The organism is Pseudoalteromonas sp. Ps84H-4 (assembly GCF_024124645.1).
Taxonomy (GTDB): Bacteria; Pseudomonadota; Gammaproteobacteria; order Enterobacterales; family Alteromonadaceae; genus Pseudoalteromonas; species Pseudoalteromonas lipolytica_C.
On the sequence record NZ_JAMXSK010000011.1, the window covers coordinates 111,609 to 124,726 of the forward strand.

At 41.4% G+C, this 13,118-nt stretch carries 12 protein-coding genes; 10 read left to right on the forward strand and 2 right to left on the reverse strand.

Annotated elements, in window-relative coordinates:
- Nucleotides 1-229: 229 nt before the first annotated feature.
- Both NH454_RS11500 and NH454_RS11505 read right to left on the reverse strand, forming a co-directional pair.
- Nucleotides 230-1,183: a carbohydrate kinase gene (locus NH454_RS11500; RefSeq protein WP_253039144.1), complete on the reverse strand. Its 954-nt coding sequence runs from the start codon at nucleotides 1,181-1,183 to the stop codon at nucleotides 230-232.
- Nucleotides 1,183-2,400: an AGE family epimerase/isomerase gene (locus tag NH454_RS11505; RefSeq protein WP_253039145.1), complete on the reverse strand. Its 1,218-nt coding sequence runs from the start codon at nucleotides 2,398-2,400 to the stop codon at nucleotides 1,183-1,185. The genes NH454_RS11500 and NH454_RS11505 overlap by 1 nt, the downstream gene beginning before the upstream one ends.
- Before the next feature lie 137 nt (nucleotides 2,401-2,537).
- Here NH454_RS11505 and NH454_RS11510 point away from each other — a divergent pair, with 137 nt between their 5' ends.
- The 10 genes from NH454_RS11510 to NH454_RS11555 all read left to right on the forward strand — a co-directional run bounded on the left by NH454_RS11510 (nucleotide 2,538) and on the right by NH454_RS11555 (nucleotide 12,995).
- The gene (locus tag NH454_RS11510) at nucleotides 2,538-3,809 is read left to right on the forward strand and encodes a sugar MFS transporter (RefSeq protein ID WP_138558694.1); all 1,272 of its coding nucleotides are present in this window, start codon (nucleotides 2,538-2,540) and stop codon (nucleotides 3,807-3,809) included.
- A gap of 349 nt (nucleotides 3,810-4,158) precedes the next feature.
- Entirely contained in the window at nucleotides 4,159-6,048 is a 1,890-nt protein-coding gene (locus tag NH454_RS11515; RefSeq protein ID WP_135926450.1) for a methyl-accepting chemotaxis protein, read from the forward strand.
- Between the two features lie 21 nt (nucleotides 6,049-6,069).
- A complete protein-coding gene (locus NH454_RS11520; RefSeq protein ID WP_253039146.1) occupies nucleotides 6,070-7,149 on the forward strand; it encodes a GGDEF domain-containing protein in 1,080 nt (359 codons plus the stop codon).
- Nucleotides 7,150-7,755, forward strand: coding sequence for a DsbA family protein (locus NH454_RS11525; RefSeq protein WP_253039147.1), 606 nt, complete (start codon nucleotides 7,150-7,152; stop codon nucleotides 7,753-7,755). It abuts the gene before it with no gap.
- 176 nt (nucleotides 7,756-7,931) lie between these two features.
- The gene (locus NH454_RS11530; RefSeq protein ID WP_062565605.1) at nucleotides 7,932-8,684 is read left to right on the forward strand and encodes a DUF3450 domain-containing protein; all 753 of its coding nucleotides are present in this window, start codon (nucleotides 7,932-7,934) and stop codon (nucleotides 8,682-8,684) included.
- A 10-nt stretch (nucleotides 8,685-8,694) separates the two neighbouring features.
- Nucleotides 8,695-10,062 (forward strand): MotA/TolQ/ExbB proton channel family protein, encoded by a 1,368-nt coding sequence (locus tag NH454_RS11535; RefSeq protein WP_199527713.1) that lies wholly within the window; start codon nucleotides 8,695-8,697, stop codon nucleotides 10,060-10,062.
- Between the two features lie 3 nt (nucleotides 10,063-10,065).
- Nucleotides 10,066-10,593 (forward strand): MotA/TolQ/ExbB proton channel family protein, encoded by a 528-nt coding sequence (locus tag NH454_RS11540; protein ID WP_054552070.1) that lies wholly within the window; start codon nucleotides 10,066-10,068, stop codon nucleotides 10,591-10,593.
- A 45-nt stretch (nucleotides 10,594-10,638) separates the two neighbouring features.
- A complete protein-coding gene (locus NH454_RS11545) occupies nucleotides 10,639-11,052 on the forward strand; it encodes a biopolymer transporter ExbD (protein WP_063707380.1) in 414 nt (137 codons plus the stop codon).
- 12 nt (nucleotides 11,053-11,064) lie between these two features.
- Nucleotides 11,065-11,670 carry an energy transducer TonB gene (locus NH454_RS11550; RefSeq protein WP_065979085.1) on the forward strand — a complete coding sequence of 202 codons (606 nt, stop codon included), beginning with the start codon at nucleotides 11,065-11,067 and terminating at the stop codon, nucleotides 11,668-11,670.
- Nucleotides 11,671-11,687: 17 nt separating this feature from the next.
- On the forward strand, nucleotides 11,688-12,995 hold the full coding sequence (locus NH454_RS11555; RefSeq protein ID WP_253039149.1) for a hypothetical protein: 1,308 nt from the start codon (nucleotides 11,688-11,690) through the stop codon (nucleotides 12,993-12,995).
- Nucleotides 12,996-13,118: the final 123 nt, after the last annotated feature.

Consider the following 13,118-nt stretch of genomic DNA (forward strand, 5'->3'; position numbering starts at 1 on the left):
TTGATTTGATGATGAAATATTTTCGTTTTGTTATTCAATCAGTGAACAACTTAACATTGAATTGGCGAGATTAGCATTGCTTTAAAAGCGGGGGATCATGTGGTGTTCGATCAAAGCATGAAGGTGTTTAGGTATTTACCAATTATCGATAAATGTAAAACGGAGCAATAGCGAATGAGCCCGGCATTAATTACTGATGCCGGGCTTTTTACTCAACCTAAACAAAGTTCTAGGCTAAATCGGCTGCGCTTGGTAAAGACGCAAATGCACCATAACGGCTTACAGCAAAAGCGCCGGCTTTAGCTGCATAAGCAATAGTTTGTTCGATATTAGCTGGGGTTTGGCAAAACGCTTTAAAGCTTTGTTTGTTTTCACAGTGCTGACCAATCTTTGACAGCATGCCGCCAATAAATGCATCGCCTGCGGCTGTGGTATCAACCACTTTTGTAGCTGGTGGGCTAACTTGGCCCTTAAAATCTGCGTGGTAAAAGCTGATTGCTTCGCCGCCATTGGTAACAAGCAAACAGGTTACACCGGCCTTTAAAATGGCATCAATAGTGTGCTCAAGTGGCATTGCTTGATGGCTTTTTTGATTTAAAAACTCAAGCTCTTCAAATGAGAGTTTAACGATATCTGCCAGAGATATAACGTGCCACATTCTGTCTAGTGTATGGCGCATACTTGGCCACAGGTTTTCGCGCAGATTCATATCGAAACTACAAATTGCACCGGCTTTTTTCGCCTGAGTTAAACCATAAATTGTTGTTTGATAGATGTTGTGCTCAGTCAGACTGTTGCTGCATACATGCATGATGGCGTGATTTGCAAACATTTCATGGTCGAAGTCGTCTACGCTATAAAGTAAATCAGCCGCTGGTGGGCGATAAAAGCTAAATGAGCGTTCACCACTTTCATCAAGTGATACAAATGCAAGCGCTGTTTTGGCTGCATCAGTAAAGCGGCAATAAGATGTATTAACGCTATGTTGATCTAGCTCACCTTTAATAAAGTGGCCAAACATATCATCGCCTAACATGCCGCAAAAGCTGGTGTTTAGGCCTAGTTTTGCTGCTGCAACAGCCACATTGGCAGGTGCGCCACCTGCGTATTTGGTAAATGACTCTGGTTGTTTACCATCTGATAAAAAGTCGATTAATGCTTCGCCAAAACACACTAAACTCATTATGCATTCCTCAAGGTTAAGGTTCTTAATACTTCGTAGCAGGCACCCATAGTATGGTAGTCAGTTTTGCCTGCTGGCGATTTTTCGTCACTGTAAGGTTGGTTTTGGGCAGATAAAATACGATACCAAGCACCATATTGGTGATCTACCATATGCTGCCAACTGTACAGCCAAATTTTTTCGTACCATTGCCAATAGCTTTCGTCATTTGTGGCATCAGCGAGTAGGGCCGCTGCCGCTAATGACTCGGCCTGCACCCAAAAGTATTTATCGCTATCACAAATTTGCTTATCTGGTGCAAAGCCATAGAAAATGCCACCATGTTGCTGATCCCATGCAATGCTTAGGGTTTCATCAAACAGGCTTTTGGCGCGCGTTACCAGCCAAGGTTCGTCAATATGGCGGTGTAAAATAAGTAACAATTTTGCCCACTCAGTTTGATGACCTGGCTGAAATCCCCAAGGTCTAAATAAATGCTGTGGGTCATCTTTGTTGTAATCTAAATCGATTTGCCAGTTTTTATTGTAATGCTCCCAGACAAACTGTTGGCTGTGTGCGGCTAGTTTTACTGTAAAGGTCTCGGCAAGCTGTTTAGCACGCTTTAAATAACGGGTCTCGTTGGTTGCTTCAAAACACATGAGTAAGGCTTCGCATAAATGCATATTGGCATTTTGGCCTCGGTAGTCATCTGCATGGCTAAAGTCGGCATTTTGTTCATCTAAGTAGGCATTATGCTGGGGTTCAAAGTAGTACTGCTCTAATAAGTCCCATACCTGCGAAATGGTATTTTTACTGTCGCTAATGCCTGCTTTTAACGCAACTGCGTTTGCAAGCAATACAAAGGCAAGCCCGTAGCAATGGTTGGTATCGTCTAAAACAGTTACCTTGCCGCTCTCATCTTGCTTTATAAGCCAAGCATAACCCCCAGATGCTTGCTTATGCGCATGTTCAAGGTGGGCTAAACCATGTTTAGCAAGGCTTAAATATTCAGGCTCTTTGAACTCGATATACGCCATCGCGTAGTTAAAAACAAAGCGGGTACTCGATACTAAATGACGGGTTTGTTTATCGTAAATTGCGCCATCATTTTTAAAATACTGATAAAACCCAGCTAAACCATGGGCTGTATGATCAACACAATGAGGATGATAAAAAGCAAGGATGTCTTTTATGTGCTGTTTAAGAAAAACAGGGCTTTTAAAGTCAACTGTGGCCATGGTGTATCAATAAATCTATGTTCGTTTTGCAACTATAGCAGGAAATAAAAATATTGGAACGTTCCTAGTAAATCTTTGTGCTATTTTTGCTTCAATGTGTAGAATCAAGGATAACTTGTTAACGGAGTGAAAACCACGTGAGTGAAATAAATACAAACCAATCGTTTGTCGCCGATGGTTCGCAGCAAAATAAAAACTACCTGCTACCACTGACGGCAATGACAACCCTGTTCTTTTTATGGGGCTTCATTACAGTTTTAAATGACGTTTTAATCCCGCGTTTAAAAGGGGTATTCGATCTAACCTACACAGAGGCAATGCTGGTTCAGTTTTGTTTCTTTGGTGCTTACTTTATCGTTTCGCTACCAGCGGGTATGTTGGTTAAAAAAATGGGCTACAAAAACGGTGTACTAACTGGCTTAGTCGTGGCATCAATCGGCTGTATGTTATTTTACCCTGCGGTTGTTGTGCATGAGTACTGGTTATTCTTAGGTGCATTATTTGTACTTGCGGCCGGTATTACCGTATTACAGGTATCAGCTAACCCGTATGTTGTGGCGTTAGGTCCTGAAAAAACGGCATCGTCACGTTTAAATTTAGCACAAGCACTTAACTCACTAGGCACAACAGTTGGCCCATATGTGGGTGGTATTTTATTCTTCGGTACAGCGGGTACGTTAGCTGCAAACGCAGCAACTGCTGAGTCGGTAAAAGTACCTTACCTTATGCTTGCAGCAGCATTACTGACTATTGCTGTGGTATTTGCCTTCTTTAAATTACCAGTAATTGCAGAGCATACAGAAGAGCAAGACTGTAAAGCGAAAGGCCACAGCCTAGCTGAAGCACCTCATTTAATGATGGGTGTTGTGGGTATCTTCTGTTACGTAGGTGCTGAGGTTTCAATTGGTAGCTTCTTAGTAAATTACTTTGGTGAAGAGCATATTGCTGGCCTTGAAGAGCATGCGGCTGCAAGCCTAATTGCTTACTACTGGGGTGGTGCTATGGTGGGTCGTTTTATTGGCTCTGCTGCACTGCAAAAGATTGCGCCTTCAAAAGCGTTATTCTTTAATGCCATGATGGTTATTGTATTGCTATTAGTGACTATTTTCACTGAAGGTGATGTAGCGCTTTACTCAGTACTAGCGATTGGTTTATTCAATTCAATTATGTTCCCAACTATTTTCTCTGTTGCAATCGAAAGCCTAGGCTCACTAACCAGTAAAGGTTCGGGTTGGTTATGTTTAGCAATCGTTGGTGGTGCCTTAGTACCATTAGTACAAGGTGTGGTTGCAGATACGGTTAGTATTCAGCAAAGCTTCTTTGTACCAGTGATTTGTTATGCATTTATCGCTTGGTATGGCTTAAACGTTGTACGTTTGGCTGACAGCTGGAAGAAACGCATAGCTTAAATAGCTATTTAATAAAAAACCCCGCACTGAGATGCGGGGTTTTTTATGTTTGTAATTCAGTCTTATAAACAAAGTTAAATGACAAATAGATTTAATGAATACGTATTCAGAATGTATTTTTTACCTGTTTGTTAGGAACGTTCCAGTGCTGTATTTCTTAAATTGATCTAATAATTTACTTTAGATGCAGGATTTGCTGCCGTTAACAAAGTAATTGATTTTATGGAAAGCGTTTATTTTCAATAATGAACGTTTTTTCTAGTTTTAGCTTAAATTTATAAGACAAAGAGCTCTAAATTTGTTAAATATAAATGCGCTAACAACGAAAAAAATAACAAACAGGTTTGTCATGCAAAGCACTCTTAAATTTACCACCAAGGTAACTGTGGCTGCATCACTGGTTTTAGTGATCGTGCTCGGTTTATTCACGATTAACAACTTCATCTCTATGCGCAGCCAAACGCAGGAGCAGCTTTCGCTGGTTCTACAAGAGATTTCTCAGTCAGTGTCGCAAAACATAGCCAACTGGTTGAATGCTAAGTTAGCGATTGTCTCGTCGGTTGCTGACACATATCAACTTGGCGACAGCAAAGAACTGACACTCACACAACTCAACACAGCTGACAAAGCCGGTAACTTCAAAAATACTTATATTGGTATCACTGACGGCACCTTTGTGTTGAACGACCAATCTGTTGTGTTGCCACCCGATTACGACGCTACAACACGTCCGTGGTATAAACTGGTTGAGAACAAAACCAATACTGCATTTACAGCCCCTTATATTGATGTAACAACCAATGAACTGACAATTTCGGCTGTAGCACCAATGCAAGCAAACGGCGTATTTAGTGGTGTTGCAGGTGCCGATATCGACATGAAAACCATAACTAAAATCGTCAACGAAATTGACTTTTTAGGTTTCGGTTATGGTTTTTTACTTGATAGTGAAGGGCGAATTTTAAGCCACCCAGAAACTAAATTTAACGATAAAAACATGCGCGACTTATTTGGCAAAAGCCTGTCGTTAAAATCTGAATTTGTAGAAGTACAGGTAGGTGGTTTAGATAAACTTGTTTCGTTCACTAAAATTAAAGGGATTCAAAACGTTGATTGGTATTTAGGAGTGGTGATCAACGAAGAAATTGCTTATTCATCAGTTGCCTCATTTAGAAATATGGCAGCTATTTATATGCTGATGGGTATTGTCGCGATTGTATTGATGATGCAGTTTTTACTTCGCTATTTAATGCGCCCAATGCAGCGCTTAAACGATGCAATTAAAGATATTGCAGAGGGTGAGGGCGATTTAACTCGTCGCCTTGAGGTCGAAAATAATGACGAGTTTGGCGAGCTAAGCCATTACTTTAATGCGTTTATCGAAAAAATTCATACATCAATTGAGCAAGTTAAAAATACCACCGTTGAACTTGAACGCCTAGTTGAGAGTTTAGTTAATCAAACTCAAGGCACCCTCGATATGTATGCAGACCAAACAAAACGCACTGATAACGTTGCCACCGCAATCAATGAGCTGACATCTAGCGCGGTTGAAATATCAAATAGTGCTAGTAATGCATCAACGTTAGCAACCAGTGCTAACAGCCAATCTTTACAAAGCCAATCTGCCTTGGCTGATAACTTAGAGGCTATTAATGCTTTGTCTCGTAATATGGAGCAGGCACAAAAAACAATTAATAGTTTAGATGCACACACAGTAAGCATCGGCCAAGTTCTCGAAGTGATAAAAGGTGTTAGTGAACAAACTAACTTACTAGCGCTTAATGCTGCAATTGAGGCGGCCCGTGCAGGTGAAGCGGGTCGTGGTTTTGCGGTTGTTGCTGACGAAGTGCGCCAACTAGCCCATCGTACACAACAATCTACTCAAGAAATCGAAGACACTATTTCTCAGTTACAACAAGGCTCAGCCTCGGCGGTAGAGGTAATGACTGCCAGTATTCGCGATAGCGAAAAGAGTGTCGAGCAGGCACGTATTGCCGGCGATAAAATGGCTGAAGTCACACGAGCTATTGAATCAATTGACGACGTAAATCACAGTGTTGCCAATGCTACGACTGAGCAAAACCATGTGATCCAGAGCTTAGACAGTGACATTCATTCGATTAGTGAACTATCTAATCAAGGTCAAAGTAACCTTAATAATACACTTAATGAATGCACTAAGCTAAAAGCACAGTTTTATGAATTAGAAAAACTTGTTTTGAAATTTAAAGTTTAATTTTATACCGAGCATTTACAATTGGAACAAAACTGGCTTAGTGCCATCACCATAAACAGTGTCGACACGGCGGATAAACAACGCCGTGCTTTCACGTTATTTACTATGGCGTTTTTTGCCATCGTATTGATCACTTCGTTAGTGTTGTCTAACTACCATATTTACGCAGTGCAATTGACAGTGATGTTATTGGTAAGTGATATAACCATTGTTTTATGTATGTTGTATTACTTCCGTACTGGTGCGCTGGTTTTGGTAACCAGTATCATTTTGTCTATTATTTTGTTGTTATGTATGTCTTTGGTTTATACCGGTGGCAAAGAAAATACGGCACTGTATTGGTTGATGTTTTATCCTATTGTCAGCTATGTCACATTAGGCTTAAGAACGGGCAGTATTCTTGTCGGTAGCATGTACTTAAGTGCATTATTTTTATTACTCGGGCCAGATATTGGTCAGGCTAAATACGGGCCAGTCGAAATGTCGCGTTTTTTAGCTTCTTTTACCATGGTGATTTTGTTCTCTGCAATTAGTGAATACTTCAGACAAAAAAGCCATCAAAAGATTGCTGATATCACTTTAATTGAAAAGCGCGATGCCTTGACCGATCCCCTTACAGGCCTTGCGAATCGTCGTTATATTTATGAACATATTCAGCCTCGCCTTGAAGCTGAAGCGGCAAACTACTTACCCATGTCGGTATTATTGATTGATTTGGATAACTTTAAATCTCTCAACGATAGTTATGGCCATGACTTTGGTGATCAGGTCTTGATAGCGTTTACTGCTATGTTGCACGATAAATTGCGTGGCACAGATATAAAAGCACGCTATGGCGGCGAAGAGTTCATCATTTTATTGCCTAAGGCAGGGATTCAGATTGCTCATGCTGTAGCCGAAAAGTTACGTGCTTATGTTGCGCAAAAGCAAATCCCCTATGATGTTGGGCAGTCTGTTACCATTACTTGCAGCATTGGTATTGCTAGCCTAGAACGTGGTAGCCAGTTTAGTAAAACAATTAAGCAAGCTGATGACAACCTCTATAAAGCGAAAGCAAAAGGGCGTAACTTAGTAGTGTCGGAATTGAGTGAGATAAGCTAAATGGCAAAGCTAATTTATGTATACGACCCCATGTGTAGTTGGTGTTGGGGCTACAGAGAAACTTGGTTAAAACTCCAAGCTGCCCTTGGTGGTAAACTTGCTATTGAATATAAAGTGGGTGGCCTTGCTCCCGATTCAGATGAGCCAATGCCAAAAGAGATGCAGCAGTTTTTACAGCAAACATGGCAGCGTATTGAACAGCAACTTGGCACGCCATTTAATCATGAGTTTTGGCATTTAGCGCAACCACGCCGCTCTACTTATCCAGCATGCCGTGCAGTGCTTGTTGCAAGGCAGTACAATAAAGAGCACGAGATGCTCTATGCCATTCAAAAAGCCTACTACTTAAATGCACAAAATCCATCTGACATCAGCACCCTTGCAAGCCTTGCTGAGCAAATTGGCTTAGAAAAAAACGCATTTATTCACGAAATTGAAAGTGAAAAAATAAATTCGTTACTCATGGCCGAAATAAACCAAGCGAGAAGCTTACCTATTCAAGGTTTTCCGTCGTTAGTCCTTGAAAATAAAGGCCTCTACATTGCTATTCCTGTTAATTATCATGACTGGCAAAGCACTTATCAGCAAATACTATCCCATATTTAGTCCCGGAAACCCTGCAACTTTTGCCTTATTCTTGCGCAATATAAACTAATTGTTACAGCTGTCATATTTTTGTATTTTTTACGCAACACGCTTGTCATTTTTCATCGTTATCCTTTCGCACAATAAAACAACCCAACTAGCAAATTAAGCTAACTTAACGAGTAAAGGTGTATGCGATGAAAGGCGTTAAACCACTGATTTTAGCAGGTATTGTAGCGGCATCTGCAGCAGTACATGCAAACGATCTAGATAAAGTAATTGATAAAAGCAGCGAGATAAATAAATCTGCAGCGCAATCACAAACTAAAATCGACAAGATTGCCGATTCAATGCAAGGTCGTTTACAACAATTCAAAGCCCTTAATAAAGAAATTGACGGCTTAACTGTTTATAACGCGCAACTTACTAAGCAATTAAACAACCAAATTGCTGAAATGGACGCGTTAAACGAGTCAATGGATCAGGTATCGGTTATCGAGCGTCAAATCACGCCGTTAATGATGCGTATGATCACAGGTCTTGAGCAATTTGTTGCACTAGACGTACCTTTCTTAACTGAAGAGCGTAGCAAGCGTATTGCATCATTAAAAGAAATGATGGACCGCGCAGACATCACTTCAAGTGAAAAATTCCGCCGCTTACTTGAAGCTTACCAAGTAGAAGTTGATTATGGTCGCACTATCGAAGCATACACAGCATTACTTAATGTAGATGGCCAAGAGCGCGAAGTGGATTTCTTACGCATTGGTCGTTTAGAACTTATTTATTTAACACGCGATGGCAAAAAAGCAGGTAGCTGGGATAAAGAAACAAAATCGTTTGTTGAATTACCAGATTCTGCAATCAGCCAAATCAACAAAGGTTTACGCATTGCACGTAAGCAACTTGCCCCAGATATGTTAACACTGCCAGTCCACGCTGCTGAATAAGAGGTTTGAGATGAAATTATTAACGAAAATGACAAAAATGGCCGTGTTTGCAGCTGGCCTTGGTTTTGCTGGTAGCAGCCTAGCGGCTGAGCCAATGGATTTAGACTCATTACTAAAAACATTAGAGCAAGGTAAAGCACAGCAAAGCGCTGAAAATAAACAACGTGAACAAGAGTTCATGGCGCGTCAAAACGAACAAGTACAAATGCTTAAAGATACACAAGCAAAACGTACTGCAATGCTTAACGAGTCTGAGCGTTTAGAAACGCAGTTTGAAGAAAACGAAGTAAAGCTAGCCAACTTAACAGACACGCTTTCAAACCGCATGGGTTCACTTAAAGAGCTATTCGGTGTGTTACAACAAGTTGCGGGCGATTCAAGCAACAAATTCATGACGTCAGTTGTTTCTGCAGAGCTTCCTGGTCGTAGTAACTTCATGGATGAACTGGCACAAAAAATGGGTTCAACCTCAAAGCTTGCTTCTATCGATGATATCGAAAAAGTATGGTTTGAATTACAACGCGAAATGACTGAACAAGGTAAAGTATCTCGCTTTACAACCGATGTAATCGTTGAAGGTGGCAGCAAAGCACAAAAAGAAGTGGTGCGTGTTGGTGCATTTAACTTAATCGCAGATGGTAAATACCTAGAGTACACACCGGCTACAAATACAATCAGCCAGCTTACACGTCAGCCTAGCAGCCGTTACACAGCAACTGCTACAGACTTACAACAAGCAAAATCAGGTGTTGTACCGTTCGCACTTGACCCTACAGGTGGTTCAATTTTAGGTCTTTTAGTACAAGCACCAGATACTGAAGAGCAAGTTCATCAAGGTGGTACGGTTGGTTACATCATTTTAGGTGTTGGTTTAATTGCTTTACTAATTGCACTTGAGCGTTTTGTATCTCTGATGATTATGGGTAGCAAAATCCGTCGTCAGCTTAAAGACACAGTGGCACGTGATGACAACCCACTTGGTCGTGTAATGAAAGTGAAAGACCAGTACCCAGATGTTGCGTACGACACACTTGAGCTTAAATTAAGCGAAGCAATCATTCGTGAAATGCCAAAAATTACCCGTAACCTGACGCTAATTAAGATTATCTCTGTAGTAGCACCATTACTTGGTCTACTAGGTACGGTAACCGGTATGATTAACACCTTCCAAGCAATTACCTTGTTCGGTACAGGTGACCCTAAACTAATGGCGGGTGGTATTTCTCAGGCACTTGTAACAACGGTACTTGGTCTGGTTGTGGCTATCCCAACAGTATTCTTATACACACTTCTTAACACGCGTTCTAAAAATATGCTGTTGATTTTACAAGAGCAAAGCGCAGGTATCATCGCAGAGCGAAGCGAGAAAGGAGCATAAATCATGGTGCTATTGATTGATGCAATCAATGCTCTACGTGATTTCCTCGACACAGGTGGCCAAGTTCTCTTGGTCATCGGGGTCCTCATCTTCGCGATGTGGTTATTGATACTTGAGCGTTTTATGTATTTCTTTGGTGGCTTTAAACGCTACAAGAAAGACGTAAAAAGCACTTGGAGCAATAGAGCAGAGCGTAACAGCTGGAACGCAGAGCAAATTCGCCAAGCGATGATTTCACGCGCTGGCATGCAACTAAATAATAACCTTGCGCTAATCAACGTAATGGTTGCGTTATGTCCACTTTTAGGTCTGTTAGGTACCGTAACCGGCATGATCGAAGTATTTGATGTAATGGCAATCACAGGCACAGGCAGTGCTCGTTCGATGGCGTCAGGGGTGTCTAAAGCCACTATCCCAACAATGGCCGGTATGGTGGGCGCACTTTCAGGGGTTTTCGCATCAACGTTCTTACAACGTCGTGCAAAACGCGAAGTGCAATTACTTGAAGACAACATGGTCTTAGACCACTAAACGAATTTTAGGGTGATGTGAGTATCACCCACTAGGAGACTAACAATGAGAGCGCCACTAGGTAATTTATTTCAAGAAGACGACGCTGAAGAAATCAACATGACGCCAATGCTAGACGTTGTTTTCATCATGCTTATCTTCTTTATCGTAACAGCATCATTCGTAAAAGAAGCCGGTATTGATGTAAACCGCCCTGAAGCGGCAACGGCAGTGAAAAAAGAGCGTGCCAACATCTTAGTTGCTATTTCTGACAAAGGTGAAATTTGGATCAACAAACGCCAAGTAGATATTCGTGCAGTACAAGCAAATATCGAGCGCTTAAAAGCTGAAAACCCACAAGGTAGCGTGGTTATTCAAGCTGATAAGAAAGCCACAACCGATGTACTTATCAAAGTAATGGATGCATCGCGAGCTGCAGGCGCATTTGATGTGTCGATTGCTGCGCAAGAAGCATCATAAGGAATGTGAGCGATGCGTTATATAGTTGCATTAATCATCGCGGGTATCGTGACTGTCATGCTGTTTTTAGGCATGCAGGCACTGATCACCGGTGGTGAAGGGGCCATGTCTGAGCCCGTAAAAGGAAACGTACTTGATTTTGTTCGTCTGAAAAAAGAAGAGACAGTGCAAAAGAAAGAACGTAAACCGCAAAAGCCACCAACGCCAAAAGAGCCACCTCCGCCAATGGAATCACCGCAAATGCAAAACAGTGATCCTAACGCGAGCAATGCCAATTTTGACTTTGGTGCCAGTGTTGAAGCCGACGTTAACTTATCCGGGGGTTTAGCGCTTGAATCAAGCGACGGTGAATACCTACCGATTGTAAAAGTAGCGCCTGTTTATCCGCGCCGAGCTTTATCACGTGGAATCGAAGGCTATGTGATTGTTGAGTTTACAGTAACAAAGCAAGGCACAGTACGTGACCCAAAAGTGATTAAAGCCGAACCTGAGTCATTGTTTGACCGCGCTGCGATGGATGCAGCACTTAAATTTAAATATAAACCGCGCGTTGTTAACGGTGAAGCCGTTGAAGTAGCGGGCGTACAGAACAAAATTTCTTTCCAGATTAACGGTTAGAAAAGAGGAATGCGATTATGAAACCTTTAAAAGTTGCCGTGATTTGCGCGGCTGCTTTCACAAGCAGCCTGGTAATCCCAAGCGTTGTTAGCATGTTACCAGGTGTCACACTGGCAACAGCTTACGCTGAGGAACAAAAAACTAAACGAGTGCCTGCACTGCGTGAAAAAGTGTATAGCCAATTAGCTCGTGCACAAAAGCTGGCTGATGATGGAGATGCAAAAGCAGGATTAGCAGCCCTTGATAGTATCCAAGAGCGCTCTTCAAGTATGAACTCGTATGAAATTGCCATGATGCATAATTTCTACGGTTTTATTTATTACAACGAGAACGACTTAGATAAAGCAATTGCATCGTTTGAAAAAGTAGTAAACGAAGACGCGATCCCAGAAACATTACGTGTAAGTACTACGTTTAGCCTAGCGCAACTTGCCATGGCTAATAGTGATTACGAAATGGTAATCAAATATTTAGCACAGTGGGATGCGATTAACGACAAGCCTAAAACAGATGCTTATTACGTATTGAAATCACAAGCTTATTATCAGCTTAAAGATTACCAAAAAGGCATTGAAAACATTAACCTTGCTATCGCAGAAGCCGACAGTAAAGGTGAAATGCCAAAAGAAAACTGGTTAATCTTACAGCGTGCTATGTACTACTCACTTAATCAGTCTGACAAAGTGGTCGAGGTACTTGAACGCTTAGTGAAGCTTTATAACAAGCCAGAGTACTGGGTTCAGTTAGGTGGCATGTACGGTGAAACGGGCGCAGAGAAAAAGCAATTAGCGATTTTAGAAGCGGCCTATCAACAAGGTTTCATGAAATCTAAATCAGATTTACGTCAATTATCACAAGTGTATTTATACAACGGCCTGGCTTTTAAAGCTGCGAAAGTGATGAGTAAAGCAATGCAAGATGGTGTGGCTGAAAAATCAGCAAAAAACTACGCCTTTGTTGCAGAAGCAATGGTGCAAGCTAAAGAAGACGAAAAGTCGCTGCAATACTTTGCAAAAGCAGCTGATTTAGTAACACATGGCCAGTACGATCAACGTATTGCCGAGGTGAGTATCAACCTTGAAAAATACGAAGAAGCAGCGGATGCAGCGCGTAAAGCGCTCGATAAAGGCGGTTTAGAGTTTGAATCAAATGTGTATGTTGCCTTAGGTATGGCGCAGTACAATTTACAAAACTTTGATGCCTCGATTTTAGCGTTTGAGCAAGCGGAAAAGCACAAAAAGTCACAGCGTTTAGCTGAGCAATGGATCAAGTATGTGAAGCGTGAAAAAGTGCACGCCGAAACATTACGTACCGCTTTACTCTAAATCGTATTCAACAGGTAAGCGTACAAAAGAACTAATTTATAATCGCAACACCAAAGCTGCCTTCGGGCGGCTTTTTTCCGTTCTTAAAATTAACTAACTTCCTCTTTTTTAAATAATTAATAT

Excerpts from the sequence above, each read along its gene's own strand:
- NH454_RS11535 (WP_199527713.1), top strand. The coding sequence starts at position 8,695 with ATGAAATTATTAACGAAAATGACAAAAATGGCCGTGTTTGCAGCTGGC.
- NH454_RS11515 (WP_135926450.1), top strand. The coding sequence starts at position 4,159 with ATGCAAAGCACTCTTAAATTTACCACCAAGGTAACTGTGGCTGCATCA.
- NH454_RS11500 (WP_253039144.1), bottom strand. The coding sequence starts at position 1,183 with ATGAGTTTAGTGTGTTTTGGCGAAGCATTAATCGACTTTTTATCAGAT.
- NH454_RS11555 (WP_253039149.1), top strand. The coding sequence starts at position 11,688 with ATGAAACCTTTAAAAGTTGCCGTGATTTGCGCGGCTGCTTTCACAAGC.
- NH454_RS11550 (WP_065979085.1), top strand. The coding sequence starts at position 11,065 with ATGCGTTATATAGTTGCATTAATCATCGCGGGTATCGTGACTGTCATG.
- NH454_RS11505 (WP_253039145.1), bottom strand. The coding sequence starts at position 2,400 with ATGGCCACAGTTGACTTTAAAAGCCCTGTTTTTCTTAAACAGCACATA.
- NH454_RS11540 (WP_054552070.1), top strand. The coding sequence starts at position 10,066 with ATGGTGCTATTGATTGATGCAATCAATGCTCTACGTGATTTCCTCGAC.
- NH454_RS11530 (WP_062565605.1), top strand. The coding sequence starts at position 7,932 with ATGAAAGGCGTTAAACCACTGATTTTAGCAGGTATTGTAGCGGCATCT.
- NH454_RS11545 (WP_063707380.1), top strand. The coding sequence starts at position 10,639 with ATGAGAGCGCCACTAGGTAATTTATTTCAAGAAGACGACGCTGAAGAA.
- NH454_RS11525 (WP_253039147.1), top strand. The coding sequence starts at position 7,150 with ATGGCAAAGCTAATTTATGTATACGACCCCATGTGTAGTTGGTGTTGG.